Source organism: Bacillus sp. FSL K6-2819 (genome assembly GCF_038008305.1).
Classification (GTDB): domain Bacteria; phylum Bacillota; class Bacilli; order Bacillales; family Bacillaceae; genus Bacillus; species Bacillus amyloliquefaciens.
In genome coordinates this window covers 2080374-2105658 of record NZ_JBBOYV010000001.1, presented here as the reverse complement: position 1 = coordinate 2105658, position 25285 = coordinate 2080374, and the positions used below count along the sequence as shown (strand labels likewise).

Sequence of the window (25285 nt, the reverse complement as noted above, 5' to 3'; positions counted from 1 at the left end):
GCAGCAAACCTTATACGGAAAAAACAAAAAGCACACGAGCGTTCGTGTGCTTTTCTTTATGATAATGCCATATCTGCCTTCCCGGCCATCAGTTCAGATTCTTTTATAATGTCCTGCAAAATGACTTCAGAAGAGTTGGGGAGATGAAGGCTTTTAATATTGTTCTTCATCCGGTTCAGCTTTTCCTCATCGGCAAGAAGGGAGGTGACAGACTCTAAAATTTCTTCGTGGCGGTTGACCACGACAGCCGCACCGCGGTCTTCAAAGAAAATGGCGTTTTCCTTTTCCTGTCCGGGCACCGGTTTGTACAGAATGACCGGTACGCCGATCGCTGTCGCTTCCGTCAGTGTGATACCGCCTGGTTTTGTAATCATGCAGTCCGTAATCCGGAACAGCTCGTCAATTCTTTCTACATAGCCGAGCACTTTCAGCCGGTCGGTATTGTCACCTTCCAGGCTGCTGAGTGAATCTTTCAGCGAGCTGTTTTTGCCGCATACCACCACAACCTGCACCTGATCGTCATGAACGAGGTTTTCGCACAGTTCTTTTACGTTTTTCAGCACACCATGCGCTCCCGCCATAATAAGAAGAACTTTTTTGTCGGGAGAGAGATTGTATTTTTTATAAATCGGCTCTTTTGGCATTGTTTCCTCGAATTGAGGCCTGATGGGAATGCCTGTGATCTTTACGTTGTTCGGATGAGTGCCGATTTCAATCAGTTTTTCCTTCACGTAATCGGTGGCGACATAATATTTATCAACATTTTCATGAACCCAGATTTTGTGAAGGCAGAAATCGGTCATAACGTTGAACGTCGGGATCACTTTTCCGGTTCTCCGTCTGTATTCCGGTACGACAATCATCGGAAATGTATTGATAATAATGTCCGGCTTATGCTCTTCGACGAGCTGGCCTAAACGTTTATTTCCCATTTTAAAATAAATATTGAATTTGCGTTTATTATAGATTTTGTCAACTCCGTAATAAAACAAACGATAAAACTGTTTCCCGATTGAGAAGCTTTTTAAATAAAGGTATTGAGTAACCTCTGAAACAATCGGATTTGACTCTTGATACAAATTGGAAACCGTCACATTCAAGCCGAGACGGAGACATTGTTCGTAGAGCGTTTTGGCCACTTGAACATGTCCGTTTCCGTAATTTGCAGTCAAAATTAATACTTTTTTATTGGTATTCAAGTAAATTCACCTCAATGTAATCAACAACAAGCAAGCTTCATGCATCGTAAGGAGTTATTGTCTATAGATAAACATAACACAAGTACATCATTTTATAATAAGCGCGGCAACATATTTAAACTAAATTTAATTGATATGTTCCAGTATTTTAAAGTTTTGTTATACCCATACTGAATCAAGAGTATTTTATCATATTTTTGTCACCGTATCACTCAAAACAAAAATTAATCCCATTCATACGGGGTTTCCTGATATACATAATAATTCAGCCAATTCATAAACAATAACGTCGCATGAGCTTTCCAGCGGTTTACAGGTTCTTTCCCGCCGGGTGCAAAATAGTGCTTAGGAGCTTCTACGTTTGAAAGATTTCTTTCTATATCCCTCTCATACTCCTGAAGAAGCGTATCGGTATCATATTCCGGGTGTCCCGTTAAGAAAATCTGCTTTTCGTCTTTTGATACGATTAAACAGACCCCGGCTTCCTCAGAAACGCTCAGCACATCCAGATCCGAAGCCGCTTGCAGCTGCTCCGTATTAATATCTGTATGCCGTGAGTGGGGCACATAGTATAGCTCGTCAAATCCTCTTACTAATCTCTCATGTTTTTTAAGAACGGTATGCTCAAACACTCCGAATATTTTTTTCGGCATCTCCACTTTCTCAATTCCGTAATGGTAGTACAAACCGGCTTGAGCGCCCCAGCAGATATGGAGCGTTGAAGTGACGTTCGTTTTGCTCCATTCCATAATTTCCTTCAATTCTTCCCAGTAAGAAACATCTTCAAACGGCAGGTGCTCAATCGGAGCCCCGGTAATAATCATTCCGTCAAACCGTTTGTGGCGGATGCTGGAAAATTCCGTATAAAATTCATCCAAATGCTGCCTTGCTGTATTTTTTGGAGTGTGTGTGCTCGGAATTAAGAATGTAAAGTGAACTTGTAAAGGCGAGTTCCCCAGCAGCCTGAGCAGCTGGGTTTCCGTTTGGATTTTTTTCGGCATCAGATTTAAAATGACGATCTTCTGCGGCCGGATATCCTGATGAAAAGCCCGGCTTTCATCCATTACAAAGATGTGTTCACTTTCAAGCACCTGCTTAGCCGGCAGATGATTTGGTATATTGATAGGCAACATGCCACCTCCGTTATTCCCCGTTAATTTTCTTCATTATAGAAATTTTTAAGCCATTTTTCAATCCATCCCGGCGTAATAAACCGCAATTAGCGCATAATGACAGGATAAAAGGGGCAAATGGGCATAAAATCGGAGCGGCTCTTTATTATGACGGGTAAAGAGACGTTTGGTTCCGCGAAAAAAGCGTTTACCGTTAAATGGAAGGAAAAAGCGCTTTCCGTTTGTTTTGCAGTGTAAAACAGGTAAAATAAATGAAGAATGAAAGAAGGAGGGCCGCAGATGACAATTTACGATATAAACGTACGGACCATAACAGGCGAAGACGTAACGTTATCGGCATACAGGGGCAAAGTGATGATCATTGTGAATACAGCGAGCAAATGCGGATTCACGTCCCAGCTTAAGCAGCTTCAGGAGCTCTATGATACATATCAGCAGGAAGGTCTTGAAATATTAGGATTTCCCTGCAACCAATTTATGAACCAAGAACCCGGAGACGAGGCGGAGATTCAGGAGTTCTGTGTGAAAAATTACGGAGTCACATTCCCGATGTTTGCGAAAGTTGATGTCAATGGAGCAGGTGCTCATCCTCTTTTCACATATCTGACAGAGCAAGCGAAGGGGATGCTCGGCACAAAGGCGATTAAATGGAATTTCACTAAGTTTATTGTGGACCGAAACGGTGATGTCAAAGGGCGTTTTTCTTCAAACGTCAATCCGAAAGAGCTTGAAGATACGGTGCAGAGGCTTTTGGCCCGATAAGAGGTGATACGGTGAACGAAAAAGAGCAGCTGGAAAACGTCAGGGATTGGGTCAGAGAAAAGCTTATCAATGAACGTACGGGACATGATTGGCTTCATATTTCCCGGGTCGTAAACCTTTCTGTTTATATTGCAAAGGAAGAAGGCGCAGACTTATTTGTCACTGAGGCGGCCGCGCTGGTTCATGATCTCATTGATGCCAAGCTCGATGAAAGCGAAAGGCTGACGGCAGGCGAAGTAACAGAACGGCTGGCTGCTTTCAACATCGCGGAGGGCCCCATTCAGGAGATCGCGGATATTATCACGAGGATGTCATTCAGACACAGGAAACTGCTGAAAAAGCGGCCGCTTTCATTGGAGGGGAAAGTTGTTCAGGATGCAGACATGCTTGATGCGATCGGCGCTGCGGGCATCGGCAGGGCGTTTATGTTTGCCGGCGCGAAGGGTCATCCGATGTACGGAACTCCAACAAGTGTGCTGGCTCATATAGAGGATAAATTAATCACGCTTAAAGACTTAATGAATACAAAAACGGGGGCCGATTTGGCAGAGGAGCGGCATCAATTTCTATTGCAGTTTGTTGCCCGGATTCAAAAAGAGGCCGTGGACAAAAGCTAAGCGGCGCAATAGAACGCTTGTGCCGACTATGTTAGAATAAGTGTCAGATTGTGCATAGGAGGACCCAATATGAAGATTAAATCAATAGAACCGACGCCGAGTCCCAATACGATGAAAGTGATTTTGACTGAAGAGCTTCCGGCAGGCAAAAGCAATAATTACAAGCTGGACCAGACAGAAGGTGCTCCGGCCGTCGTACGTGATATTTTAAACATTGAGGGAGTAAAAGGTGTTTATCATGTTGCCGATTTCCTGGCTGTGGAGAGAAACGCCCGTTTTGACTGGAAAGAAATTCTGCCGCAAGTCCGATCTGCCTTCGGAATGGAACAAACAGAGCAGTCTGAAAGCCGTTCTGAACAGGAATCATTCGGTGAAGTGAAGGTTTTCGTACAAATGTTCAGCGGAATTCCGATGCAGGTCAAATTGACAGACGGCGAACGTGAAGAACGGTTCGGTCTTCCGGAACGTTTTCAACAAGCCATATTAAAGCTGCGTTCCGAAGCATCAAATGTTGTATTTGAGCGCGCCTGGAAAGAACAAGGCGTCCGCTTCGGAGATTTTACCGAAATCGGGCACGATGTCACAGAAGAGCTTCAGGCTGCTTACAGTGATGAGCGGCTCAAACGCTTGACAGAAGCAGCTGCACAGCAAAAGGGTGAAGCCAAACCGGCAGTGCAGCGGAAGGCTTATAAAGTGACACTTGATATGCTTGATGATGAAGACTGGAAGCAGCGATATGCCCATCTTGAGCAAATGGATCCGGATGAAGACGATTTACCTGTGTTGGAAAAGGCGCTTCATGATCCGAAAACCTCGATTAGAAGACAAGCCGTCGTTTATTTAGGAATGATTGAAAAGCCGTCTGTGCTTCCGCTTTTATACAAAGCGCTTGAAGACAAAACGGTGACGGTCAGAAGAACGGCTGGTGACTGCCTGTCGGATATCGGCGATGCGAGCGCCATCCCGGCAATGATGAAATCGCTCAGTGACTCAAGCAAACTCGTGCGCTGGCGTGCGGCCATGTTTTTATATGAAGTCGGTGATGAAAGCGCGCTTGAAGCATTAAAAGCGGCGGAAGACGATCCGGAATTCGAAGTCAGCCTGCAAGTCAAAATGGCGATTGAACGGATTGAGCACGGAGAAGAGGCGAAAGGTTCAGTCTGGAAACAGATGACTGAAAGCAGAAAAAAAGAACAGTTATAACAAAAAAGGTGCGCCGTGCACCTTTTTTGTTTGAATTCACTTTTTATAAAAATTATTTAGAATATTGTTGAAAAATGATTCAAAACTCTATATAGTAAGTACAATATTAATTGTTGGAGGGTTTTTATCGATATTCTGAAAGAAATAAAAGCGAAACAGGGCGGAGCCGCTGTAAACAGCGGTATGCAAAATGCGCCCTGAAATAAACTGAAAATTTTAAAAATAATACACAGAGTCTAAAAACAGTAGGAGGATCACCATGGCAGAATTACGCAGCAACATGATCACACAGGGAATTGACAGAGCGCCGCACCGCAGCCTTCTTCGCGCTGCCGGCGTAAAAGAAGAAGACTTCGGCAAGCCGTTTATCGCGGTCTGCAATTCATACATCGATATCGTTCCCGGGCATGTTCACCTGCAGGAATTTGGAAAAATCGTAAAAGAAGCAATCAGGGAAGCGGGAGGAGTGCCTTTTGAATTTAACACGATCGGAGTAGATGACGGAATCGCAATGGGGCATATCGGCATGAGATATTCGCTGCCGAGCCGTGAAATCATTGCCGATTCAGTTGAAACGGTCGTCTCGGCTCACTGGTTTGACGGAATGGTCTGCATTCCGAACTGCGACAAAATTACGCCGGGGATGCTTATGGCGGCTATGCGGATTAATATTCCAACCATTTTTGTCAGCGGGGGGCCGATGGCAGCCGGCCGCACAAGCGACGGCCGCAAGATCTCGCTTTCTTCAGTATTTGAAGGTGTAGGCGCATACCAAGCCGGGAAAATCGGCGAAAGTGAACTGCAGGAGCTGGAACAGTTCGGCTGTCCGACGTGCGGATCTTGTTCGGGCATGTTTACGGCAAACTCGATGAACTGTCTGTCTGAAGCGCTCGGTCTGGCGCTTCCGGGCAACGGAACAATTCTTGCGGCTTCTCCGGAAAGAAGAGAGTTTGTGAGAAAGTCAGCGGCCCAATTGATGGAGACTATCAAAAAAGACATTAAGCCGCGCGATATCGTCACCGAAAAAGCGATCGATAACGCCTTTGCGCTAGACATGGCCCTCGGCGGTTCAACCAACACAGTGCTTCATACGCTTGCGCTTGCCAACGAAGCGGGCGTTGAATACTCTTTAGAACGCATTAACGAAGTGGCTGAACGCGTACCGCATTTATCGAAATTGGCACCGGCCTCGGACGTATTCATAGAGGATCTGCATGAAGCAGGCGGAGTCTCGGCGGCTCTTAATGAATTATCGAAAAAAGAGGGCGCGCTCCATCTTGACGCGCTGACCGTAACAGGCCGGACACTCGGAGAAACAATAGCAAGTCATGAAGTGAAGGATTATGATGTGATTCATCCGCTCGACAATCCGTTTACTGAAAAAGGCGGTTTGGCCGTGCTGTTTGGGAATTTGGCTCCGGACGGCGCCATTATCAAAACAGGCGGCGTGCAGGACGGGATTACAAGACACGAAGGCCCTGCTGTCGTCTTTGATTCACAGGATGCCGCGCTTGAAGGCATTATAAACCGCAGAGTAAAAGAAGGAGATGTTGTCATTATCCGTTATGAAGGGCCAAAGGGCGGCCCGGGCATGCCGGAGATGCTCGCACCGACTTCTCAGATTGTCGGAATGGGGCTTGGCCCGAAAGTAGCGCTTATTACAGACGGCCGTTTTTCAGGAGCGTCCCGCGGCCTTTCGATCGGGCACGTATCGCCTGAAGCGGCTGAAGGCGGCCCGCTCGCATTCGTTGAAAACGGCGACCATGTCATCGTTGACATAGAAAAACGGATTTTGGACGTGCAAGTGCCAGAAGAAGAATGGGAAAAACGCAAGGCGGAATGGAAAGGTTTTGAACCGAAAGTCAAAACAGGATATCTTGCCCGGTATTCCAAACTCGTGACAAGCGCCAATACGGGCGGAATCATGAAAATTTAAATCAGCGGCCTGAACAATTGAATTCCGGCTCCCTCTATAGTATCCTTGACTTCATATAAGGATTTTAGAGGGGGCTGTTTTTATGTCAATGGCTTATGAAGAATATATGCGCCAGCTGGTCGTGCCGATGCGCCGCGAGCTGACGGGCGCGGGTTTTCAGGAATTAACGACCGCAGAAGAAGTGGAAAGCTTTATGGAACAAGCAGAGGGCACGACATTGGTCGTTGTCAACTCCGTGTGCGGCTGTGCCGCCGGTCTTGCCCGTCCGGCTGCGACTCAAGCTGTTTTGCAGCATGAAAAAGCGCCTGATCATACGGTTACCGTATTTGCCGGTCAAGATAAAGACGCAACTGCAAAAATGCGTGAATATTTTACGGGGCAGGAACCTTCCTCACCTTCAATGGCGCTGTTAAAAGGGAAAGATGTCGTTCACTTTATTCCCCGCCACGAAATCGAAGGACATGACATGGAGGAAATTATGAAAAATCTGACGGATGCCTTCGATGCACACTGCTAAATGCCCGAATTCCGGGCATTTTCTTTTTGGAGAAAATGATGATTACAACCAGTTACAGACCAAGCGAATATACGATACACACAGCGCAGTCACTCAGTGACAAGCTGGGTGACACTTACTGCAGCCGCAATAAACAGCCCATTGAAAAAATGCTGGAACGTTCAGCAAACGATCTTTTGGTCATCGGAAAGGAACGGTTCGAACTTTACACGAAGCAAGGGGAGAAGTTCTTTTTTCATCCGAATACAGCGATGTTCCGTGCAAAGCGTTTTTTGAGAGGGGAAGCCGAGCCGATGATAAAAGCAGCCGGATTACGCGAGGGCGACACTTTTTTAGATTGCACGCTCGGTCTGGCATCTGATGCGATTTTGGCAAGCATGGCAGTTGGAAAAAGCGGACAAGTAATCGGCCTGGAGAAAAACAAGCTTGTTTCATTGCTTGTTGAAACAGGGCTCCAAACGTGGGAAACCGGTATTGAACCGCTGCAAACCGCTATGAAACGCATTCAAGTCAAGCATGCCGACTGCTCCGATTATTTGCGGAATCTTCCTGATTCATCGGTGGATGTCATCTATTTTGACCCGATGTTTCACGAACCAGTTGAAACGTCTGACGGCATTGCGTCGCTCCGTGCGCTGGCAGAAGAGGGATTTAACGAAGAGTGCATCACGCATGCCGTTCGGGCGGCGAAAAAATGCGTAGTGCTTAAAGACCATTGGAAAAGCCCGCGGTTTGAACGATACGGCTTCAAGGTGCTGAAAAGAAAGACGGCGCTTTTCCATTTCGGTGTCATTCATATAAGCTCATGATGTCATGGGCTTATATGTTGTTAATCAGTGATTTCCATGACGACAAAATAAAGCAGCGTGAGAAGTGATACAGTCGCAAATAAGGCGTTAATCATCTCATCCCCTCCTTTTTCTCTTTCTTATTGTAAGCGGTTTATCCGCTCGGTCACAGTTACTAATTTCCCATATTGTATGATCATGCGCTGCCGGACATGACGCCGCTCTTTGATCTATGCTAAAATAGAGGGAAAGAGGACAATAAAACAGAGGGGAACAATATCATGAAATTGTGGATGAAAAAGACCCTTGTGGTTCTGTTTACCATTGTAACGTTCGGCCTCGTGTCTCCTCCGGCTGCTTTGATGACAGACAAGCCTTCAGGACAGTCGAGCAGTCTTGAGCAGAATGATTACACCGCTTTTTATGATGAACACGCCCTGCAGGGGGATGAGAAGGCAAGGCGGGAGCCTGAATTACTGTTTCAATCGTATCAGGAGCAGCTTCTCGGTGCCGCTGAAAATCAATCATTTTTAAAATTCGGCAGCAAAATTTCTCCGGTCATTGAAGATGATTACAGAAATGAAATTCTGCCGAAAATCGAAGATGTGATTACAGGGCATTTAGCCAAGTTTCAGGATGATGAAGCGTATCAGGATGTGGTCATTTCCAGCAAACCGTCGGCCGGAAAAACTGAAAAAATTTTTCACGTGTATAACAGGCTGACGGGTGAAGATCTTTTAAGGTTCCACGTCCGCCGGGATCATCCTCCGCAAGACGGCTACTGGTTTAATTTTCATTACCATACCGCTGAAGACGGATTTCAATCACATCATGAGCTCGGCAGCATTTACTGGGACCGCAATACGCCGCCTGACTGGATGAGCGTATAATACCGTGAAGAAATAAAAAAATCATTTCTGAGAAATTTTGCAGAAATGATTTTTTATTGTGTTACACTACTAAAAGACTACTTTAAAAGGATGAAAAAGATGAAACAATATAAAGATTTGTGCCGTCATGTGTTAGAAAACGGAGAAAAAAAAGGAGACCGTACGGGAACGGGTACGATCAGCACGTTCGGCTACCAAATGCGGTTTAACCTTCAGGAAGGTTTCCCGATGCTTACGACGAAAAAACTCCATTTTAAATCAATCGCCCATGAGCTGCTTTGGTTTTTAAAAGGTGACACGAATGTCCGCTACCTTCAGGAAAACGGAGTCCGCATCTGGAACGAATGGGCGGATGAAAACGGAGAACTCGGACCGGTTTACGGCTCTCAATGGCGTTCATGGCGCGGAGCGGACGGCGAGACGATTGATCAAATCTCCCGGCTGATTCACGACATCAAGACAAATCCGAATTCCAGACGTTTAATCGTCAGCGCGTGGAATGTCGGCGAAATTGATCGTATGGCGCTTCCTCCTTGCCACTGTCTGTTTCAGTTCTATGTCGCGGACGGAAAGCTGTCGTGCCAGCTTTATCAGCGCTCAGCGGATGTATTTCTCGGCGTGCCGTTTAATATTGCGTCTTATGCGCTTTTAACAATGATGATCGCGCATGTGACGGGGCTTGAACCGGGTGAGTTCGTTCATACGTTCGGAGACGTCCACATTTACCAAAACCATGTGGAGCAGGTGAATTTGCAGCTGACAAGGGATGTCCGTCCGCTGCCGAAACTGCGGTTTGCGCGAAACGTGGATTCTATTTTTGATTTTGCGTTCGAAGACTTTATCATTGAGGATTATGACCCGCATCCGCATATAAAAGGAGCTGTCAGCGTATGATATCGTTTATTTTTGCGATGGATGAAAACCGGCTGATCGGAAAAGATAACGATCTGCCTTGGCACCTTCCGGATGATCTCGCATATTTCAAAAAAGTGACGACGGGACACACCATTGTGATGGGGCGGAAAACATTTGAATCAATCGGGCGTCCGCTTCCGAACCGGCGTAACATCGTAGTAACCTCGCGGGATGCATCCTTATTCCCGGGCTGTACTGTCGCCGGCTCGGCTGAGGAAGTGCTCAAGCTGATCCCGGCTGATGAAGAATGCTTTGTAATCGGCGGAGCTCAGCTGTACAGTGCGCTCTTCCCTTATGCGGACAGGCTCTACATGACAATCATTCACCATGTCTTTGAAGGAGACCGTTTTTTTCCGGAGTTTAATGAAGATGAATGGGAATTGACATCCCGCCATCAGGGAGTAAAAGATGAAAAAAACCCTTACGATTATGAGTACCTTGTATACGAGAAAAAGAATTGAGATAAAGCAGGGGGACAAGAATTGATTCGTTACGGCTGCCTTGTAATGTACGTTGTATTTATGTTCATGAAAAATATTCAGGAATATTTCAATCAAAAAGAGCTTGACCCGCGGCTTTCTTTTCAAAAACAGATGAGGCTGGTGTACGAGCGGCCGAAAGCGTTTATGAGAGGATGCATTGACATGTCGGGATCGGTCATCAGCATTCATCATGAGCAGCCGATACCGGACGGCCCTGTATTGTATGTGCACCCGGGATTAGGCCCGGCTGATCTTGTGCTGCTTGCGGGACATCTTGAAGAGCCGGCTGGTTTTATCGCCGGCGAGAAAGCTTTCCGGATGCCGTTTCTCGGAAATTGGCTGAAACTGATGGGCGTCATTTGTGACGGAGACAGCCGGGATGCCGTGCTTCAGGAGGCGGAAGTCCGCCTGCAAAAAGGGCAAAGCCTGATTCTTTCTGAAGACGGAAAAATCAATCCGGAGGAGCTGGCCCTGCGTTTCGATCTTCCGATTGTTCCGGTCAACACAACGGGAACAGACCGGCTGCTTCGGGGCAGGTTGCTGAAACGTCTGAAACCGGCAGACATTGAACTGCATGTAAAGCCCGCTTATTATCCGGCTGTTCAAAAACGGCTCCGTGCATAAAAAAAGCACAGTCTCTCGTAAAGAGACTGTGCTTTTTTATTTCAGATAAAAGGAACTTTGACACAATAAAATAAAATACAGAAAAACATCGAGGCGCTGCCGCCTAAAACAAAGCTGTGCCAAATGGCGTGATGAAACGGAATCTTTCTCCAAATGTAAAAAATCGTGCCGGCGGAATACAATAAGCCGCCGAGAAGAAGAAGGCCGAAGCCCGGGCCTGACAGCGAGGCGTACAGCGGTTTAATGGCGACAATAATCAGCCAGCCCATCATTAAATAGACAAGCGTTGAAAAAATGATAAACCGCTTCACGAAAAAGATTTTAAACACGATACCTCCGACGGCAAGGGACCAAACGATAATTAACAAAGTCAGGCCTAGTGCGCCTTTAAGCGGCCCTAATAAAAATGGCGTATATGTCCCCGCTATTAATACGTAAATAGCGGAATGGTCAACAATCTCAAGAATGTCTTTCGTTTTTTTATGCTGAATGCTGTGCAAAAGAGTCGAGCTGAGATACAGCAGCAGCATTGAGGCGCCGAAAATCGAAAAGCTGGCGATGTCTGTCGGCGAACCGTATTTCACCGCGAAGATAATGAGAAAAATAAGCGCCGGGATTGACAGCAATACACCGATTCCGTGTGTAACGGCATTTGCGATTTCTTCTTTTATCGTGAACAATTAAATGTCCTCCTTTTTAAAGGATTTGTTTTTGCAGTGATTGCAAAAAGCCCAACCCTTCTAATGTGATTTTTGTTCCTGCGCGTCCCCGTCCCTTTGTGACATAATTCATCTTTTCTAAGTAATCAAGCCTGTTTCTGACCTGCTGGGGCGTCAATGTCATTGTGCTGTTTTCGCTTAATTCGGAAATGCTCCGTCTGCTGGCGGGTTCGCCTTTTGCATTTAAGTCTTTAATTGATTCCAAAATAAACAAAAATTCTTCTTTTTCCATCAGTGTCAGTCGTTTTTCTTTTTTCTTGGCTGTTTTCGCTTTCTGGCTGTTTTTAATATACGGCGGGACATCCTCGGGATAAATCGTGCCGCCGGATGCTGCCGCAGCCATATAATACGCCGCATTTTGAAGCTCTCTGATGTTGCCGTTAAAGGTGTGCCGTTCACATAGAGGATAAACGGACGGATCGATATGCAAATGCTGCCCCGAAGCTGCCAGAATATGCTGAAGAAGGAGCGGTATATCGCTTTTTCGTTCAGATAAAGCAGGGAGCGGAAGACATAACACGTGAAGCCTGTAGAATAAATCTTTGTTGAACGTGTTTTCCGCATCGGCAAGATCCGCCGTGCTGCTTGCAATGATGCGGGCGGAAAGCCCGGCGTCCAGCTCGGAAAGAAGGCGGGCCTGTACTGAAAGCGGCATGTCTCCGATTTCATATAAGAATAATGTTCCGTATCGGGTTCTGTTTAATGCGCCTTCAGCACCGAACAGTTCATGCTCAAGCCGCTCTTCGCTTTGGCTGCAGTGAACGGTAATAAACAGTTCGCTGTTTCTGCGGGATTTATGGTGGATCGCTGCGGCCATTTGTTTTTTTTCGGTTCCGACTTCACCCGTTATGAAAACCGGCAAATCCGATAATGCAAATTTGGCGGCCAATCGTTTCGCTTCTAAAAAAGATTTATGTTCGCCGGCTAGTTGATGAAAAGGGTCAGTCTGTTCAATTACATTCATTAATTGGCTCCTTTTGGTTCTAATTGGTTCAAGTATAACACGTTTGTGTCTGCAGAAATATCTTTTTCTCATAAATCGGTTCATTTATGTTTATTTACAAAATTAAAATAATTGTCTTATTATTTGAATATTCATGTTATAATGGCATATTAAATAGGGATTTAAATAAGAAAGGACTCTGTAAATGAAACCGTTGCTTAAAGAAGACTCTCTCATCCAGGTAAAAGACATTTTAAAAGCGCACCAAAACGTAAAGGACGTTGTGATACATACGCCTTTGCAGAGGAATGACAGACTTTCTGAAAGATATGACTGCAATATCTATTTGAAAAGAGAAGACCTGCAGGTGGTCAGGTCATTTAAGCTCAGAGGGGCTTATAATAAAATGAGGCAGCTCTCAAAAGAGCAGACTGAAAACGGAATTGTATGCGCAAGTGCGGGAAACCATGCGCAGGGGGTTGCGTTTTCATGCAAACATCTCGGCATTCACGGCAAGATTTTTATGCCGTCAACCACACCGAGACAAAAGGTATCCCAAGTGGAGCTGTTCGGAAAAGAATTTGTTGAAATCATATTGACGGGTGACACTTTCGATGATGCGTATAAAAGTTCTGCGGAATGCTGTGAAAAGGAAAACCGCACGTTTATTCATCCGTTTGACGATCCGGACGTCATGGCCGGGCAGGGAACGGCTGCCATTGAAATTTTAAATGACATTGATGTTGAACCGCATTTTCTTTTTGCGAGCGTAGGGGGAGGAGGACTCCTATCCGGTCTCGGCACTTACATGAAAAACATCTCGCCGGATACAAAAATCATAGCGGTAGAGCCGGAGGGTGCAGCCTCCTATTTTGAATCGAAAAAAGCCGGACAAGTCATTGAACTTGAGAAAATCGATAAATTTGTCGACGGGGCGGCCGTAAAAAAAATCGGCGCGGAAACGTTTCAAACGCTTGAAACAGTCGTCGATGACGTTCTGCTTGTCCCGGAAGGAAAAGTGTGCAGCACGATTCTCGAATTATATAATCAATGCGCCATTGTAGCTGAGCCGGCGGGTGCATTGTCCGTAGCAGCACTTGATCTGTACAAGGAAGAGATTAAAGGGAAAAACGTCATCTGCTTAGTCAGCGGAGGGAATAACGATATCGGCAGAATGCAGGAGATGAAGGAGCGCTCCATGATTTATGAGGGGCTGCAGCATTATTTTATCGTTAATTTTCCGCAAAGAGCGGGGGCGCTTCGCGAATACCTCGATGAAGTGCTCGGGCCTGATGATGACATCACCCGGTTTGAATATACGAAAAAAAATAACAAAAGCAGCGGTCCTGCATTGGTCGGCATTGAGCTGAAGCATCGGGAAGATTATGGCGCGCTCATTGCCCGTATGAACAAAAAAGGATTTCATTACGTAGAGGTGAATAAAGATCAGGATCTGTTTCACCTGTTAATCTGACTTTTTTTAGAACGGCCGCGCAAAATGACAGACACGCCTTCTCAGATTGTATATAATAAAAAGAAAACAATCGAAAAAGAAGGATTGATATCTTGTTACTCAAAAGCCTAGAGTTCAAACGACGGGACGGGATTCAGGTAAAAGTGACAGAAATACCGGTTGTCACGGAAGGTGAACATTATTTTTTTCAAATCCATCAGCACCTTGAGCTTTATTTGAGAGAAGTTTTTGCTTCACAAAGTGTGAGAACAGTGTATTCATTCCGACAATATGTTAAGCGCCGTATGAAGTGGAAAGATTACGAGGCCGTTTTCAACCAAGAGATATTAAAACATAACGCATAACGGTGCACATTCCTTAGCGCCTTCCTTTCGATAAAGGAGGGTGCGGGAATTTTTTTATGACGTAAGCTGTAAGCGTTTTATCCATGGGAGGAATGAAAATGAAAATAATGAAAAGCTTCGCTGCTGTCTTTTGTTTGCTGCTCTTGTGCGCCTGCGGGGGGAAGACGATAAAAGACCCGCTGAACTATCAGATTGAGCCGTTTTCATATCAGAACCAAGACGGGAAAACAGTGTCACTGAAAAGCCTGAAGGGAAAGGTCTGGATTGCCGATTTTATGTTTACAAATTGTAATTCTGTCTGTCCGCCCATGACAGCCCATATGACTGAACTGCAAAAAAAACTGAAGGCTGAGAACCTGGACGTGCGGATTGTGTCATTCAGTGTAGATCCTGAGAATGATACGCCGAAACAGCTGAAAGCATTTGCTTCCAAATACCCGCTTTCACTTCGCAACTGGGATTTTCTGACCGGTTACAGTCAAAAGGACATTGAGGATTTTGCGCTGAACAGCTTTAAAGCCATCGTCAAAAAGCCGGAGGGAGAAGATCAGGTCATACATAAAACTTCTTTTTATTTAGTCGGGCCTGAGGGCAAGGTGCTTAAGGATTATGACGGCGTGCAGAAAGTTCCGTATGATGATATCCTATCAGATGTCAAAGCGGCTGAGGAGCTCAAGTAAACTGGCAGATTAGACATTTTCAAATCTGAAAAAACATGTTACACTTTCCACTAGTAGACGGGGAAGGAGCAACAAGATTGAAGCTGCGAATGTTCTCATTGATCGCCGGACTGGCTTTGCTTTTATCAGCTTGTTCTGTCCAGCGCACCGGTTCTCATGCTGAAGAACCGAAAACGAAAGATCATATTGTCATAGCTGCGGTCGGTGATTCGTTGACTGAAGGAGTAGGAGATCCGGAGGGTTTAGGATACGTCGGCAAGGTAGCGGATTCCCTCAAGAAAAAGGGACATGTGAAAACGGTAGATATTAAAAATTATGCGGTGCAGGGCGACAAAACGTCGGACCTGCTGAAAAAGCTTGATGATAAAAAAGTACAGAAATCATTGAATGGCGCCGACTATATCTTTTTTACCATCGGCGGTAATGATTTAATGAAGGTGCTCCGCCAGAACGTCATGCAGCTGACGGTTCAGCCGTTTCAAAAGGAAGAGAAACCTTTTGAAAAACGGTTTAAGGCGATCATATCAAAAATCCGCAAGTATAATCAAAACGCTGAGCTGGTGTATGTCAGCATGTATAATCCCTTCACATTTACGCTGCCTGAGTTAAAAGAGATTAACGGGGTTGTGACCGATTGGAATCAGATCGCCGCAAAAGAGCTGAAAAAAGATCCTCACGCCGCCGCGGTGAATGTTGAAGACTTGTTCAGTCAAAAAAGCGGCAGCAGACGGATTTCAAAGGATGATGATTTTCATCCGAATGCAAAAGGATATGCACTCATCGCCGATCGATTGTACGGCATCATTGAAAAACAAGGGTTACCAGCAGAATAGGGTGAAATAATGAAGAAGTGGAAATCGCTGTTTTTTGTTCTTCTCGCACTCAATGTGATTGCCGCCGCGGTAATCGTGACATTGATGGTTATGCCGGGAGAGCAGGCGAAAATACAAGATCAGACAAAAAGCGAGTACGGTTTTCATATCACAAGTTCCAAAGAATCACTTTCAAGGTTTGTGAATGCGTACTTAAAAGAGAAGGCATCGAATCAGCTTGACTACAAAGTGGACATCAATAACGACGTGCACGTAGCGGGTAAAATCAAGGCATTCTCAACATCTATTAATGCGGTTGTCACATTTGAACCGTCCGTGCAAAAGAACGGTGATGTGGTTCTGAAAGTGACGAAGTTTTCCTTAGGCGAATTAAGCCTGCCGATCAGCTTTGTGCTGAATTATATGGACAGCTTTTACGAACTGCCGTCATTTGTGCACGTCCATCCAAGTGACAAAAGCATCGAGGTCCGTCTGTCGGAAATGCCGTTAGACAACGGCATGTATGTAAAGGCAGATAAAATCAATCTCGACACGGATGAAATTGAATTTTCCTATTATCATCCGAAACGATAAGTTTTCATTAAAAAAACACAGATCCTTTCGGGGATTTGTGTTTTTTCGTTTCAGCGTTTTTTGTCCAGTTTGCTGAACAGTTTGATTAACGTTGCAAGCTCTTCATCAGAGTAGCAGTCAAACCGTTTAAAAAAGTATTCTGTTTTTTTCTGGTTGAAGTGATCGACAATTTTCTCCCCGTCTTCCGTAATATGGATTCTGATAATACGTCTGTCCTCTTTAGAACGGATGCGGGTGATCCATTCCTTTTCTACTAAAGCGTCGGTCACTGCGGTAATGTGGCTTGCGGAGACCTCAAGAATGGGAGCGAATTCCGTTACTTTTTTAGGTCCTTGTTCACTGAGAATCCGCAAAATGGTGAATTCGTTTCTGGACAGCTCTTTATCTAGAATTTCATTAACTTCATTTCTGATTTGTTTAAACACTTTTCGAAGCAAAGCTTCCATATCATACATCATTTGTGTCCTTACTTTCAAATCATGAACCTCCAATATGTAGTCAGCGTGGCATTCGGCTTAAGCTTCCCCTGAAGGAAGCAGAATTATTTTTATTCTGTTTATACATGCTATAATATAATAATACCACGTATGAACAAAGGAGGGCACCCGTATGTCAGAAAAAAAAGAAATCGCCACATTTGCAGGCGGCTGTTTTTGGTGCATGGTAAAGCCGTTTGACGAACAGCCCGGAATTGAAAGAGTGGTGTCCGGCTATACAGGAGGCCATACTGAGAATCCGACCTACGAAGAAGTGTGCAGTGAAACGACCGGCCATAGAGAAGCCGTTCAAATCACCTTTAATCCTGATATTTACCCGTATGAAAAGCTTGTCGAACTGTTTTGGCAGCAAATCGACCCGACTGACGCAGGCGGCCAGTTTGCAGACCGGGGAAGTTCATATCAAGCGGCGATTTATTACCATAATGATGAACAAAAAGAAATTGCTGAAGCCTCAAAAAAACGGCTTGAAGAAAGCGGCATTTTTATAAAGCCGATTGTGACAGACATTTTAAAAGCTGAGCCTTTTTATGAAGCGGAAGGCTATCATCAGCACTTTTATAAAAAAAATCCTGATCACTACGGGCGCTACCGTGTAGGATCCGGACGTCAAGGATTTCTGGATGAACATTGGAGGGACAGATAGATGGCTCTTAATAAAGAAGAAAAAATCAAATCATTAAACCGCATGCAGTATGAAGTCACACAAAATAACGGAACAGAGCCGCCGTTTCAAAATGAATTCTGGGATCACAAAGAAGAGGGGCTTTATGTTGATATCGTATCAGGAAAACCTCTGTTTACTTCTCTGGATAAATTCGATTCTCATTGCGGCTGGCCCAGTTTCACCAAACCGATTGAGGAAGAAGAGGTTGACGAAAAACTGGACACAAGCCATGGTATGATCCGGACGGAAGTGAGAAGCAAAACAGCGGATTCCCACTTAGGCCACGTTTTTAACGACGGCCCGGGGCCAAGCGGTCTCCGTTATTGCATTAACTCTGCGGCACTCCGTTTTGTTCCGAAAGACAAGCTGAAAGAAGAAGGCTATGAATCCTATCAGCATTTATTTGAGAAATAGAGCTCGGCAATGAGGCCTGCCTATCAGACAGGCCTTTTTTCTATGCTTTTTTTTCTTCATGTAATCGTTCAATAATCTTTACGACTGTGTCTTTTGTGATGAGCGGCGCTTGATCGGATTGATATCTGGGGAGATTGACCTTCCGGAATTCCGGATGTTTGGCGGGGTCCGGCAAAATCGCGTAAAGATTGCCCCATTCATACAAAGCTTCTGTCTCATGCGGAGAGGTCAGTTCTTCGTGAAGCTTCTCACCGGGGCGTTTTCCTACTTCAACAGCGGCGGGACGCGGCAGACCGTGCCGGATCGCATATTCCTCAAATCCGTGAAGCAGTTCTTCAAGCCTCAGGGACTCCATTTTAAAAATAAACGTTTCTCCGCCCTTTGTGATCACCGCAGATTGCAGGGTAAGCATCGCTGCGTCATCAATCGACATAAAAAACCTCGTCATGTTTTTATCCGTAATGGTGAGCGGGCCGCCTTCCATCATCTGTTCAAATAAAATAGGAATAACGGAACCGCGTGAACCGAGCACATTGCCGAAGCGGACCGAACAAAACACCGTACCGCGGTTTTGAACATGGTGATTTGCCTGATGAAACAGCTTCTCGGACAACAGCTTCGTAGCTCCCATTGTGTTTACCGGAGAAACGGCTTTATCGGTTTTTTAGGATATTAACCAGAAGGCGAAGAATTCCCTGTCAAAAAAGGATATCGGAGTACAGGAAGGATTTCAAACTGAGCTGGAATGGGTCCTTTTCGTCTGGCAGTCATTTTGACTATCACTTTTTGAAAAATGATTCTTAAAAGTTTATTTTTCTCTTCCCGGCTTTCCGCGGTTTCATATATATGTGCGGCATACGGTATAAGGGAGCTGAAGCAGGCAGTATCAATTTCCGGTTTGCGGCCGGAGGAATGATTCATTTCCTTTTTCACTTGCTCTAGGCCGTTCATTTCCTCGTCCAAGGCAGACTTCCTCTGTAAAAACATTTCATCTGAATAGATTCCGTTCTCGTATTTATCAAAAATGAAATGTAATTTATTGTGAAGTTCCTTCTCGCGCCGCTTAAGCTGTTCTTTCATTTGTTCTTCGGCCTTTATGCTGTTTCTGCTTTCGTATGCAGTGATCATTGATTCGATTTGTGTAAACAATTCTTTTTTGTTTAATGAGTCAAGAGACCTCAAATAATCCAAGATCGCATCTTCGACATCATCATATCTGACGTTCATACATGTATTGCGGCACCTCAGCAGCTTCATATGATATACGCTGGTTGTGCCGTCCTTATTGCGGCGTTTTCGTCTGGCTTCATATTTTGACAGCGGTGCTCCGCATTCAGCGCATGTACAGACACCCGCTAAGGCATTTAATTGAAAATCACTTCTGGCGGGGAGAAGAGGGATTTTGTGCCGGATCTTTTTTTGCACCTGATCGAATTGTTCTTTATCAATAATAGGAGCATGTGCATCAGGAACAGATATTTGCTCGCTTTCAGGTCTTATCAGGCGTTTGCCGTCTTTTGTTTTTTCCCTGACCTTATATTTAACAGTGCCGATATAAGCTTCATTTTGAAGAATGGCTTTAACGGTGGAAGGATTCCATTTCTTTTTACCGGATGGAGAGGGGATCTTAAGCGCCGTTAAGTGGGAAGAAATCGCAGTGTAGCTGTAATCTTTCCCATTCAGCCCATTTAAAAAAAGATTGAAGATCAATCGGACGACTTTCGCGTTTTCATCAGCCGCTTCCAGCTTGGATTGTTTTTTGTTTAAAGTGTACCCGTACGGCGCCATACCGGATATCCATTTTCCTTGAGCGGCGTAAGTATATTTGGCGCCCGTCATCCGTTCTCTTGTCATTTCAAACTCTTCTCTGGCCATAAATAACTCGAAGCGGATCTGTCTCATGTCGGCAGGATTTCTCGGGTCATATACTTTATAAGGCGTAATAATCAGAAGTCTGCGGCTCTGCAGCAGATTGACGATCCGCCCGGCATCACTATAGCTTCCTCTGCTGAGACGAGTGATTTCTTTGACTGCAATCGCTTGAAATGCACCATTTTCAAGGTCCCGTAAACAATCTTGAAAAATCGGCCGGCCTTCAATGCTTTCACCTGATCCGATTTCCATTTTTAAAGTAAAAGGGACTTGAATAGCGGTTAACACGCTTTCCATCAGTTCCTTTTGTTCCGTCAATGTATCTTCGCCGGTTCTTTTTTCGCGTTCCGCATCCTGGCGTGAGCGTCTGATATACCCTAAAATACTCGTAATCTCATAAGATTGAACAATGGATCGCAAGTCCAAAACTTCACCCCCATACATGTTCATAGTTGCGCAGAAGGGTTTCAAGCCGTCTGTTTCCGGTCAAATACAGCTTCGGTAAGTGAAAGGATGGCCGCAGCAACGGTGAGAACATGTTGCGGAATGAAAATACCGCTTACGATGCTGTCAGCAATATATAAGGTAATGAAGCTGATGATGAAATCGGTTATCATTTTCAGCAAACGGTACAGCGCTTTGTTTTTGACCGTTACAGCGGCCGCCGTCAGCAGGATTTTTCCGATAAACTCAAAAAAGCTTCCGATCAAAATGACCGACAGGATCAAGAGGAAAATGGAACGGTTTGATTCATATGTAATCCCGAAAAGTTTGAAAAAGCCGATAACGCCGAAAAATAAAGGAAAAGCAAATAATATGAGGGCGATCAGAATGAGCAGGCAGAATCCAAGAATGACAGCTGTGTTGATTTTATATTTTGAGTTTTTACAGGACATGGCTTCACGACACCCCCGCACCATTGTTTTCGCTATTTTATCACGTTTTGGAAATAAAAGGAGAGAGCCGTGTTATTGACTGTCTCCCTCATCTCCATAACTCGGCGGATAAGCGCCGAATTGACGTGAATAGAGCATTGTCAACCATTGATCATGCCTTTTAACAAGCGTTAATATTTCATTTGTGGCCGCCAGTTGCTGTGTCATGATTTTGTGCAGGCGGCGGATTTGCTTTTGATTCATGCAGTCAGGCTGGCCTATGCAGCAGTAAAAAAATTGCGGGTGCCAATACATCATATTCCTCCTTATCTGTGTCATTCAGAAATATGCTGAAGCAGGGAACGGTCGATATCTGAAATGGACTTGATCCCGGCATTTGTCATACTTATATCAATATCTCTTATGAAATGACTTATCACGCGCCTGACGCCGGAACTCCCCGCGACAGCTAAGCCATATACATAGGTGCGGCCTAAAAAAACCGCCGAGGCCCCGAGGGCGAGTGCTTTAATGACATCGCTGCCTCCTCGGATTCCGCTGTCTAAAAGGACGGGTATACGGTTTTGAACCGTTTCAGATATTTTCGGCAGAGCTTTGAGTGAAGCTATTTCTCCATTCAGCTGTCTTCCGCCGTGATTGGAAACGATGATGCCGTCTGCGCCGTATTGTACGGCTAATTCCGCATCGCGGGGATCGAGAATGCCTTTCAGCAGAATGGGGAGGTTTGTATGTGTTCGCAGGCAGGCAAGATCGTCCCAGGTCAGAGAGGGTTCGTGAAAAATATCTATAAAAAAAGCGATTGCAGTATTCATGTCTTTTTCGGGAGGCAGCTTAAGCCTAGACCGAAAGACGGGATCAGTCAGAAAATTTGCGATTCCCAATCCTTTTTTTGACGGATGATAACCGTTGCGTATATCTCTTTCCCGCCATCCTTGTTCCGGCAGATCGAGCGTGACAACGATGGCTGAATACCCCGCTTGCTCTGCCCGCCGAACGAAACTGATCATGATATCCCGGTCTTTCGGCCAATACAGCTGAAACCAGCGGGGACATTTTCCCATAACCGCCGCAACGTCCTCAATTGAGTAAGAGGAGTGAGTGCTTAATATAAACGGAATCCCTGTTTCAGCCGCCGCTTTTGCCGATGCCAAGTCACCATGAGGATGAGCGATCTCCTGCACCCCGATCGGAGCCAGAAGAAAGGGGGCGGGGAACGTCTGACCGAACAGAGACACAGTTATATTCCGTTTGGATACATCTCTTAGTTTGCGGGGGCGGATATTCCATTCAAAAAACGCTTCTCTGTTTGAGCGCATCGTATCCTCTGAGCCTGCTCCGCCTGAGATATAGCCGAACGGGCCGTCAGGCAAAATCCGGCGCGCCCTGTACTCCCATTCGTCATGCGACACGGGGAGCTTTTGGGCATGAGAGGAAACTTTCCTGTCCCGTGAATCAAACTCATTGTTCATTCATCAAACCCCCCGCTCATTTTTTTCTAGGGTATGAAACCTGCCCAGTCCTTGTTCATACCGATTAAAAGAATTCTTCCAAGCGGCCGACGGATAAGTGCGAACAGCTAAATGTAAAGATTGTCCAAAAAAATAACACCCGCAGTGTCTGCGGATGTTTGTCCAAAAAGTTCTATAGTCAGCGGGCTTCGACGGTAATTTTATATATGACGTAATTATCATTCACATCATAGGCGTATACGACAGCGGTGCCAAGTGACGAATGGGAGGATACAACACCGGAAGAGCTGATGCTGATCAGATTGCTTCCGGATATAATTTCCCAGCGCTTATAGCCGTTTAATAAGGACACGTTGGAGTTTCTCAGCATATGATAATCAACGGTGGTAATGGGACTGCCGAGCTGTACAACCTGATCAGGGCCTGCGGCTTCATGAGCTGACACAGAACCGGTAAATGACGGAAGAGCCAATGCGGAAATGGACAAAGCAGATACAATCAATCCTTTGCAACACTTTTTCATCAGAAATGCCTCCCCATAAATTTAATCGCGGTACAACGCCAGTATAGCATGTAAAATATTAGAAATAAGTGGATTTTTTGTGAAATTGATTGGTTGAAACGCCGACGTCAAACTACCCCTCATGCCGCATCACTAAAGAGCAGTCAAGAGACAATCATCTGCTGACATATAATGCTCCTGTGAAAACGGGGGGTTATGAGATGCCTTCTGAGGAATATGAAAAATATAAGAAGAGAACGATAAAGACCGTTCAAAAGGGAAATTATTGCATAAGGATTGTCGATCAGACAGACGGAACAAAAAATGAAAGAGTGTTTTATCAGGAATTAGCGCGGCTGTTATTTGAAAGGGCTCTGAAGAAATCAAAATAGCCCTTTCTTTTTGTTTGTTTTATCGTTCATATCTAAAAAAACCGTTTTATCGGTACTGATATTAATCACATGCGTCACCTCTTGCAGCAAAGCGGCTTCTGCGACATTTTGTCCGCCGATAAGGTTGGTTTGAATGGCTTCAAACGGATGATCCTCACAAGTCGGAACCTGCTTCAGCGCAGCGGCGTGAAAGACAATATCAACACCTTTCATCACTTGGTTTACTCTTCTGTAGTCACGTACATCGCCGAGCACAAATGACAATCTTTTTTCATCCGCATATTTTTGTTTCATCACATATTGTTTACTGTCATCTTTGCTGAACACAATGACTTCTTTAGGTGTTAAGAGCAAAAGGCGTTTTACAATTTGGCTTCCGATTGACCCTGTCCCGCCGGTAACGAGAACAGTTTTATCGTGAAAAAATGGTTTTAGCTCAACTGCTTGCTGTTTAGGCATGGCTTATCCTCCAACTCTCGTTTCTCTACCATGCATCATATGTTGAACAATTTCAGCGAGTTAATGAAAGCAACCAATAAATCAAAAATTAGAGAAAATCATTAATCTGATGCGCTTTTATTTCGCTTTACTTGATTAATAGAAAGTAAATTACTAACAAAACAATGTACTAAATATTCATTTATAATTTTGCTCCCGTCCTTTTTTCTTCCTTCATCAAAAATTTACACATTCGACAATTTTCACAAAAACTTAACACTGACAATCATGTATGTATTTTACAATTGAAGTGCACGTTCATAAAAGGAGGAAGTAAAATGAATCATTCAAAAACACTTTTGTTAACCGCGGCGGCCGGACTGATGCTCACATGCGGTGCGGTGTCTTCCCAGGCAAAGCATAAGCTGTCAGATCCTTATCATTTTACCGTGAATGCGGCGGCGGAAACGGAACCGGTTGATACGGCCGGTGACGCGGCTGATGATCCTGCGATTTGGCTGGACCCCAAGACTCCTCAGAACAGCAAATTGATTACAACCAATAAAAAATCAGGTTTAGTCGTTTACAGCCTCGATGGTAAGATGCTTCATTCCTATAATACCGGGAAGCTGAACAATGTCGATATCCGTTATGATTTTCCGTTGAACGGAAAAAAAGTCGATATCGCGGCAGCATCCAATCGCTCTGAAGGAAAAAACGCCATTGAGATTTACGCCATTGACGGGAAAAACGGCACATTGCAAAGCATAACAGATCCAGACCATCCGATTGCATCAGCAATTAATGAGGTATACGGTTTTACCTTATACCACAGTCAAAAAACAGGAAAATATTACGCGATGGTGACAGGAAAAGAGGGTGAATTTGAACAATACGAATTAAAGGCGGACAAAAATGGATACATATCCGGCAAAAAGGTACGGGCGTTTAAAATGAATTCCCAGACGGAAGGGATGGCAGCAGACGATGAATACGGCAGGCTTTATATCGCAGAAGAAGATGAGGCCATTTGGAAGTTCAGCGCCGAGCCGGACGGCGGCAGTAACGGAACGGTTATCGACCGTGCCGACGGCAGGCATTTAACTCCTGATATTGAAGGATTGACGATTTATTACGCTGCTGACGGGAAAGGCTATCTGATGGCATCAAGCCAGGGAAACAGCAGCTACGCCATTTATGACAGACAAGGAAAGAACAAATATGTTGCGGATTTTCGCATAACAGACGGTCCTGAAACAGACGGCACAAGCGATACAGACGGAATTGACGTTCTGGGTTTCGGACTGGGGCCTGAATATCCGTTCGGTATTTTTGTCGCACAGGACGGTGAAAATATAGATCACGGCCAAAAGGCCAATCAAAATTTTAAAATCGTGCCGTGGGAAAGAATTGCTGATCAAATCGGCTTCCGCCCGCTGGCAAATAAACAGGTTGACCCGAGAAAACTGACCGACAGAAGCGGAAAATAAACATGCAAAAAGCAGC

At 45.0% G+C, this 25285-nt stretch carries 29 protein-coding genes and 1 pseudogene; 18 read left to right on the top strand and 12 right to left on the bottom strand.

Going from position 1 to position 25285, the window contains the following annotated elements; translation table 11 throughout:
• Window positions 1–56: 56 nt before the first annotated feature.
• Complete coding sequence (locus MHH91_RS10550) at window positions 57–1199, bottom strand: diglucosyl diacylglycerol synthase (protein ID WP_013352611.1); 1143 nt, start codon at window positions 1197–1199, stop codon at window positions 57–59.
• A 224-nt stretch (window positions 1200–1423) separates the two neighbouring features.
• On the bottom strand, window positions 1424–2329 hold the full coding sequence (gene metA, locus MHH91_RS10545; protein ID WP_013352610.1) for a homoserine O-acetyltransferase MetA: 906 nt from the start codon (window positions 2327–2329) through the stop codon (window positions 1424–1426).
• Window positions 2330–2611: 282 nt separating this feature from the next.
• Here metA and MHH91_RS10540 point away from each other — a divergent pair, with 282 nt between their 5' ends.
• The 10 genes from MHH91_RS10540 (at window position 2612) to MHH91_RS10495 (ending at window position 11066) form a co-directional block, all read left to right on the top strand.
• Entirely contained in the window at window positions 2612–3094 is a 483-nt protein-coding gene (locus MHH91_RS10540) for a glutathione peroxidase (protein ID WP_013352609.1), read from the top strand.
• An 11-nt stretch (window positions 3095–3105) separates the two neighbouring features.
• A complete protein-coding gene (locus MHH91_RS10535; RefSeq protein WP_013352608.1) occupies window positions 3106–3711 on the top strand; it encodes an HD domain-containing protein in 606 nt (201 codons plus the stop codon).
• 69 nt (window positions 3712–3780) lie between these two features.
• Entirely contained in the window at window positions 3781–4914 is a 1134-nt protein-coding gene (locus tag MHH91_RS10530) for a conserved virulence factor C family protein (protein WP_013352607.1), read from the top strand.
• A 259-nt stretch (window positions 4915–5173) separates the two neighbouring features.
• Window positions 5174–6850 carry a dihydroxy-acid dehydratase gene (gene ilvD, locus MHH91_RS10525; RefSeq protein WP_013352606.1) on the top strand — a complete coding sequence of 559 codons (1677 nt, stop codon included), beginning with the start codon at window positions 5174–5176 and terminating at the stop codon, window positions 6848–6850.
• Window positions 6851–6932: 82 nt separating this feature from the next.
• A complete protein-coding gene (locus MHH91_RS10520) occupies window positions 6933–7367 on the top strand; it encodes a BrxA/BrxB family bacilliredoxin (protein WP_013352605.1) in 435 nt (144 codons plus the stop codon).
• Between the two features lie 38 nt (window positions 7368–7405).
• Window positions 7406–8176, top strand: coding sequence for a class I SAM-dependent methyltransferase (locus tag MHH91_RS10515; RefSeq protein ID WP_014470266.1), 771 nt, complete (start codon window positions 7406–7408; stop codon window positions 8174–8176).
• A gap of 260 nt (window positions 8177–8436) precedes the next feature.
• Complete coding sequence (locus MHH91_RS10510) at window positions 8437–9045, top strand: YpjP family protein (protein ID WP_013352603.1); 609 nt, start codon at window positions 8437–8439, stop codon at window positions 9043–9045.
• Window positions 9046–9144: 99 nt separating this feature from the next.
• Complete coding sequence (locus MHH91_RS10505) at window positions 9145–9939, top strand: thymidylate synthase (protein WP_013352602.1); 795 nt, start codon at window positions 9145–9147, stop codon at window positions 9937–9939.
• Window positions 9936–10421 (top strand): dihydrofolate reductase, encoded by a 486-nt coding sequence (locus tag MHH91_RS10500; RefSeq protein ID WP_013352601.1) that lies wholly within the window; start codon window positions 9936–9938, stop codon window positions 10419–10421. The genes MHH91_RS10505 and MHH91_RS10500 overlap by 4 nt, the downstream gene beginning before the upstream one ends.
• Before the next feature lie 21 nt (window positions 10422–10442).
• The gene (locus tag MHH91_RS10495) at window positions 10443–11066 is read left to right on the top strand and encodes a lysophospholipid acyltransferase family protein (protein ID WP_013352600.1); all 624 of its coding nucleotides are present in this window, start codon (window positions 10443–10445) and stop codon (window positions 11064–11066) included.
• A 41-nt stretch (window positions 11067–11107) separates the two neighbouring features.
• On the opposite strand, the gene trhA is transcribed toward MHH91_RS10495, so the two are convergent.
• Entirely contained in the window at window positions 11108–11746 is a 639-nt protein-coding gene (trhA, locus tag MHH91_RS10490; protein ID WP_013352599.1) for a PAQR family membrane homeostasis protein TrhA, read from the bottom strand.
• A gap of 16 nt (window positions 11747–11762) precedes the next feature.
• Window positions 11763–12749: a sigma 54-interacting transcriptional regulator gene (locus MHH91_RS10485; protein WP_013352598.1), complete on the bottom strand. Its 987-nt coding sequence runs from the start codon at window positions 12747–12749 to the stop codon at window positions 11763–11765.
• A 184-nt stretch (window positions 12750–12933) separates the two neighbouring features.
• Between MHH91_RS10485 and ilvA the strand changes: the two genes are divergently transcribed.
• The 5 genes from ilvA (at window position 12934) to MHH91_RS10460 (ending at window position 16632) form a co-directional block, all read left to right on the top strand.
• On the top strand, window positions 12934–14202 hold the full coding sequence (ilvA, locus tag MHH91_RS10480; RefSeq protein WP_013352597.1) for a threonine ammonia-lyase IlvA: 1269 nt from the start codon (window positions 12934–12936) through the stop codon (window positions 14200–14202).
• 92 nt (window positions 14203–14294) lie between these two features.
• Entirely contained in the window at window positions 14295–14546 is a 252-nt protein-coding gene (locus tag MHH91_RS10475) for a DUF2535 family protein (protein WP_013352596.1), read from the top strand.
• A 98-nt stretch (window positions 14547–14644) separates the two neighbouring features.
• Window positions 14645–15226, top strand: a complete 582-nt coding sequence (locus tag MHH91_RS10470; RefSeq protein WP_013352595.1) for an SCO family protein — start codon at window positions 14645–14647, stop codon at window positions 15224–15226.
• Between the two features lie 77 nt (window positions 15227–15303).
• Complete coding sequence (locus tag MHH91_RS10465; RefSeq protein ID WP_013352594.1) at window positions 15304–16059, top strand: SGNH/GDSL hydrolase family protein; 756 nt, start codon at window positions 15304–15306, stop codon at window positions 16057–16059.
• Window positions 16060–16068: 9 nt separating this feature from the next.
• Window positions 16069–16632 (top strand): YpmS family protein, encoded by a 564-nt coding sequence (locus MHH91_RS10460; protein ID WP_013352593.1) that lies wholly within the window; start codon window positions 16069–16071, stop codon window positions 16630–16632.
• Window positions 16633–16682: 50 nt separating this feature from the next.
• Here the strand turns inward: MHH91_RS10460 and MHH91_RS10455 are convergent, their stop codons facing one another.
• Window positions 16683–17108, bottom strand: coding sequence for a MarR family transcriptional regulator (locus MHH91_RS10455; protein ID WP_013352592.1), 426 nt, complete (start codon window positions 17106–17108; stop codon window positions 16683–16685).
• 133 nt (window positions 17109–17241) lie between these two features.
• Between MHH91_RS10455 and msrA the strand changes: the two genes are divergently transcribed.
• Together msrA and msrB are read left to right on the top strand one after the other, a co-directional pair.
• Complete coding sequence (gene msrA, locus MHH91_RS10450) at window positions 17242–17775, top strand: peptide-methionine (S)-S-oxide reductase MsrA (protein WP_013352591.1); 534 nt, start codon at window positions 17242–17244, stop codon at window positions 17773–17775.
• The gene (gene msrB, locus MHH91_RS10445) at window positions 17776–18210 is read left to right on the top strand and encodes a peptide-methionine (R)-S-oxide reductase MsrB (RefSeq protein ID WP_013352590.1); all 435 of its coding nucleotides are present in this window, start codon (window positions 17776–17778) and stop codon (window positions 18208–18210) included.
• Between the two features lie 40 nt (window positions 18211–18250).
• Here the strand turns inward: msrB and MHH91_RS10440 are convergent.
• The 7 genes and pseudogenes from MHH91_RS10440 to MHH91_RS10410 all read right to left on the bottom strand — a co-directional run.
• A pseudogene (locus tag MHH91_RS10440) lies at window positions 18251–18871 on the bottom strand (polysaccharide biosynthesis protein); the annotation flags it as partial.
• 11 nt (window positions 18872–18882) lie between these two features.
• A complete protein-coding gene (locus MHH91_RS10435; protein WP_013352589.1) occupies window positions 18883–20508 on the bottom strand; it encodes a recombinase family protein in 1626 nt (541 codons plus the stop codon).
• Window positions 20509–20549: 41 nt separating this feature from the next.
• On the bottom strand, window positions 20550–20978 hold the full coding sequence (locus MHH91_RS10430) for a YrvL family regulatory protein (protein WP_013352588.1): 429 nt from the start codon (window positions 20976–20978) through the stop codon (window positions 20550–20552).
• A gap of 72 nt (window positions 20979–21050) precedes the next feature.
• Complete coding sequence (locus tag MHH91_RS10425) at window positions 21051–21272, bottom strand: hypothetical protein (RefSeq protein WP_014470268.1); 222 nt, start codon at window positions 21270–21272, stop codon at window positions 21051–21053.
• A 20-nt stretch (window positions 21273–21292) separates the two neighbouring features.
• Window positions 21293–22447 (bottom strand): alpha-hydroxy-acid oxidizing protein, encoded by a 1155-nt coding sequence (locus tag MHH91_RS10420; RefSeq protein WP_014471909.1) that lies wholly within the window; start codon window positions 22445–22447, stop codon window positions 21293–21295.
• Between the two features lie 178 nt (window positions 22448–22625).
• The gene (locus MHH91_RS10415; RefSeq protein WP_013352585.1) at window positions 22626–22970 is read right to left on the bottom strand and encodes a hypothetical protein; all 345 of its coding nucleotides are present in this window, start codon (window positions 22968–22970) and stop codon (window positions 22626–22628) included.
• A 362-nt stretch (window positions 22971–23332) separates the two neighbouring features.
• Window positions 23333–23800, bottom strand: coding sequence for an SDR family NAD(P)-dependent oxidoreductase (locus tag MHH91_RS10410; protein WP_014471907.1), 468 nt, complete (start codon window positions 23798–23800; stop codon window positions 23333–23335).
• A 317-nt stretch (window positions 23801–24117) separates the two neighbouring features.
• Between MHH91_RS10410 and phyC the strand changes: the two genes are divergently transcribed.
• Window positions 24118–25269, top strand: coding sequence for a 3-phytase (gene phyC / locus MHH91_RS10405; protein ID WP_014470270.1), 1152 nt, complete (start codon window positions 24118–24120; stop codon window positions 25267–25269).
• The last annotated feature ends 16 nt before the right edge of the window (window positions 25270–25285 follow it).

Excerpts from the sequence above, each read along its gene's own strand:
- MHH91_RS10540 (WP_013352609.1), top strand. The coding sequence starts at position 2,612 with ATGACAATTTACGATATAAACGTACGGACCATAACAGGCGAAGACGTA.
- ilvA (WP_013352597.1), top strand. The coding sequence starts at position 12,934 with ATGAAACCGTTGCTTAAAGAAGACTCTCTCATCCAGGTAAAAGACATT.
- MHH91_RS10460 (WP_013352593.1), top strand. The coding sequence starts at position 16,069 with ATGAAGAAGTGGAAATCGCTGTTTTTTGTTCTTCTCGCACTCAATGTG.
- MHH91_RS10510 (WP_013352603.1), top strand. The coding sequence starts at position 8,437 with ATGAAATTGTGGATGAAAAAGACCCTTGTGGTTCTGTTTACCATTGTA.
- MHH91_RS10485 (WP_013352598.1), bottom strand. The coding sequence starts at position 12,749 with ATGAATGTAATTGAACAGACTGACCCTTTTCATCAACTAGCCGGCGAA.
- MHH91_RS10520 (WP_013352605.1), top strand. The coding sequence starts at position 6,933 with ATGTCAATGGCTTATGAAGAATATATGCGCCAGCTGGTCGTGCCGATG.
- msrB (WP_013352590.1), top strand. The coding sequence starts at position 17,776 with ATGGCTCTTAATAAAGAAGAAAAAATCAAATCATTAAACCGCATGCAG.
- MHH91_RS10420 (WP_014471909.1), bottom strand. The coding sequence starts at position 22,447 with ATGAACAATGAGTTTGATTCACGGGACAGGAAAGTTTCCTCTCATGCC.
- MHH91_RS10425 (WP_014470268.1), bottom strand. The coding sequence starts at position 21,272 with ATGTATTGGCACCCGCAATTTTTTTACTGCTGCATAGGCCAGCCTGAC.
- msrA (WP_013352591.1), top strand. The coding sequence starts at position 17,242 with ATGTCAGAAAAAAAAGAAATCGCCACATTTGCAGGCGGCTGTTTTTGG.
- MHH91_RS10505 (WP_013352602.1), top strand. The coding sequence starts at position 9,145 with ATGAAACAATATAAAGATTTGTGCCGTCATGTGTTAGAAAACGGAGAA.
- MHH91_RS10410 (WP_014471907.1), bottom strand. The coding sequence starts at position 23,800 with ATGCCTAAACAGCAAGCAGTTGAGCTAAAACCATTTTTTCACGATAAA.
- MHH91_RS10530 (WP_013352607.1), top strand. The coding sequence starts at position 3,781 with ATGAAGATTAAATCAATAGAACCGACGCCGAGTCCCAATACGATGAAA.
- MHH91_RS10430 (WP_013352588.1), bottom strand. The coding sequence starts at position 20,978 with ATGTCCTGTAAAAACTCAAAATATAAAATCAACACAGCTGTCATTCTT.
- MHH91_RS10415 (WP_013352585.1), bottom strand. The coding sequence starts at position 22,970 with ATGAAAAAGTGTTGCAAAGGATTGATTGTATCTGCTTTGTCCATTTCC.
- MHH91_RS10470 (WP_013352595.1), top strand. The coding sequence starts at position 14,645 with ATGAAAATAATGAAAAGCTTCGCTGCTGTCTTTTGTTTGCTGCTCTTG.
- phyC (WP_014470270.1), top strand. The coding sequence starts at position 24,118 with ATGAATCATTCAAAAACACTTTTGTTAACCGCGGCGGCCGGACTGATG.
- ilvD (WP_013352606.1), top strand. The coding sequence starts at position 5,174 with ATGGCAGAATTACGCAGCAACATGATCACACAGGGAATTGACAGAGCG.
- MHH91_RS10500 (WP_013352601.1), top strand. The coding sequence starts at position 9,936 with ATGATATCGTTTATTTTTGCGATGGATGAAAACCGGCTGATCGGAAAA.
- MHH91_RS10515 (WP_014470266.1), top strand. The coding sequence starts at position 7,406 with ATGATTACAACCAGTTACAGACCAAGCGAATATACGATACACACAGCG.